Source organism: Achromobacter sp. Marseille-Q0513 (assembly GCF_018195695.1).
In the GTDB taxonomy this organism is placed as follows: domain Bacteria; phylum Pseudomonadota; class Gammaproteobacteria; order Burkholderiales; family Burkholderiaceae_B; genus Achromobacter.
Window position 1 is genome coordinate 1 of record NZ_JAGTJY010000352.1, and the last position, 1,742, is coordinate 1,742.

Annotated in this window: 2 protein-coding genes; both read left to right on the forward strand. The window is 66.1% G+C overall.

Annotated features, from left to right (window positions below; all coding sequences use genetic code 11):
- Positions 1–27 precede the first annotated feature (27 nt).
- Positions 28–1,386 carry an amino-acid N-acetyltransferase gene (argA, locus tag KDH83_RS30545; RefSeq protein ID WP_212322756.1) on the forward strand — a complete coding sequence of 453 codons (1,359 nt, stop codon included), beginning with the start codon at positions 28–30 and terminating at the stop codon, positions 1,384–1,386.
- Positions 1,387–1,569: 183 nt separating this feature from the next.
- A partial coding sequence (locus KDH83_RS30550) for an oxidative damage protection protein (RefSeq protein WP_212322760.1) occupies positions 1,570–1,742 on the forward strand: 173 nt, incomplete at its 3' end.

Consider the following 1,742-nt stretch of genomic DNA (forward strand, 5'->3'; position numbering starts at 1 on the left):
CATATATCAGGAACCCAACCACCCATCATGCCCGACCTGGAACCAGACACCGTCTCCGCCCTCGAAGCCCCCGAATTCGCGCCCGCCCAATTCGTCCGATGGTTCCGAGAGGTGGCGCCCTATGTGCATGCGTTCCGAGGCAAGACGTTCGTGGTGGCGTTCGGCGGCGAGCTGGTGCAGGCCGGCGCGCTGAACACACTGGTGCAGGATCTGTCGCTGCTGTCCGCGCTGGGTATCCGCCTGGTGCTGGTGCACGGCTCGCGTCCCCAAGTCAATGAACAGCTGCGCCTGAAGGGCTATACCCAGCAGTTCGACCGTGGCCTGTCGCCCACCGACGCCGCCGCGCTGGAATGCGCCAAGGAAGCCGCCGGCGAGATCCGCCTGGACATCGAGGCCGCGTTCAGCCAGGGCCTGCCCAACACGCCCATGTCGCATTCGCACATCCGGGTCATCTCGGGCAACTTCGTCACCGCCCGCCCCACCGGCGTGCTGGACGGCGTGGACTACAAGCACACCGGCCAGGTCCGCAAGATCGATGTGGACGCGCTGAAGTTCGCCATCGAGAAGGGTTCGTCGGTGGTGCTGCTGTCGCCGCTGGGCTTCTCGCCCACGGGCGACGCCTTCAACCTGGCGATGGAAGACCTGGCCACCAGCGTGGCCGTGGCGCTGCGCGCCGAGAAACTCATCTTCCTGTCCAGCTCGCAAGGCGTGCTGAACGACGACGGCACGCCCGACACCGAACTGGCGCGCGTGGACGCCGACGCGCTGCTGGCCGCCGGCACGCTGGACGAGGAAACCAGCTACTTCCTGCAATTCGCCTCGCTGGCGGTCAAGCGCGGCGTGGCCCGCTCGCACCTGCTGCCCTTCTCGCTGGATGGCAGCGTGCTGCTGGAGATCTTCACCCACGACGGCGTGGGCACCATGGTGGTCGAGGACACGCTGGACGACCTGCGCCCGGCCACCATCGACGACGTCGGCGCCATCCTGAGCCTGATCGAGCCGCTGGAAGCCGATGGCACGCTGGTGCCGCGCCCGCGCAGCGTGATCGAGCGTGACGTCGAGAACTTCACCGTGCTGGAGCACGACGGCGTGATCTACGGCTGCGCCACGCTGCACAACTTCGCCGAAGACCAGATGGCCGAGATGGCCTGCCTGATCGTGCATCCTGAATGGCAGGGCTCGGGCGAAGGCGAGATCCTGCTGCGCCACATGGAATCGCGCGCCCGCGCGGCCGGCGCCAAGCGCCTGTTCGTGCTGACCACGCGCACCTCGCACTGGTTCATCAAGCGCGGCTTCGTGCAGGGCGGCATCGCCGACCTGCCGCGCGAAAAGCAGCACAACTACAACCGCTCGCGCAACAGCCTGGTCTTCATCAAGAAGTTGTGATCTCCCGAAGCGCTACGCGCTTCCCACCTGGGCGGCCCCCCCAGGGGGCGCCGCCGCGGACCGGCAAAGCCGGCTCCGCGCGGCCTTGATCGCGACAACCTTGCGATGCAGAGGGCATCTCGCATGACCGTTGCAGGCATGAACTAAAATGCGGCGTTATCGTCACTTTCCGGCAGCGAAATCATGGCCCGTACCGTCAACTGTGTGAAATTGAAGCGTGAAGCCGAGGGACTGGACTACCCGCCCTATCCCGGCGAGCTGGGCACGCGCATCTGGCAAAGCATCTCGAAGGAAGCCTGGGAAGAGTGGAAGCAGGTGCAGACGCGCCTGGTCAATGAAAACCGCCTGCATCTGCG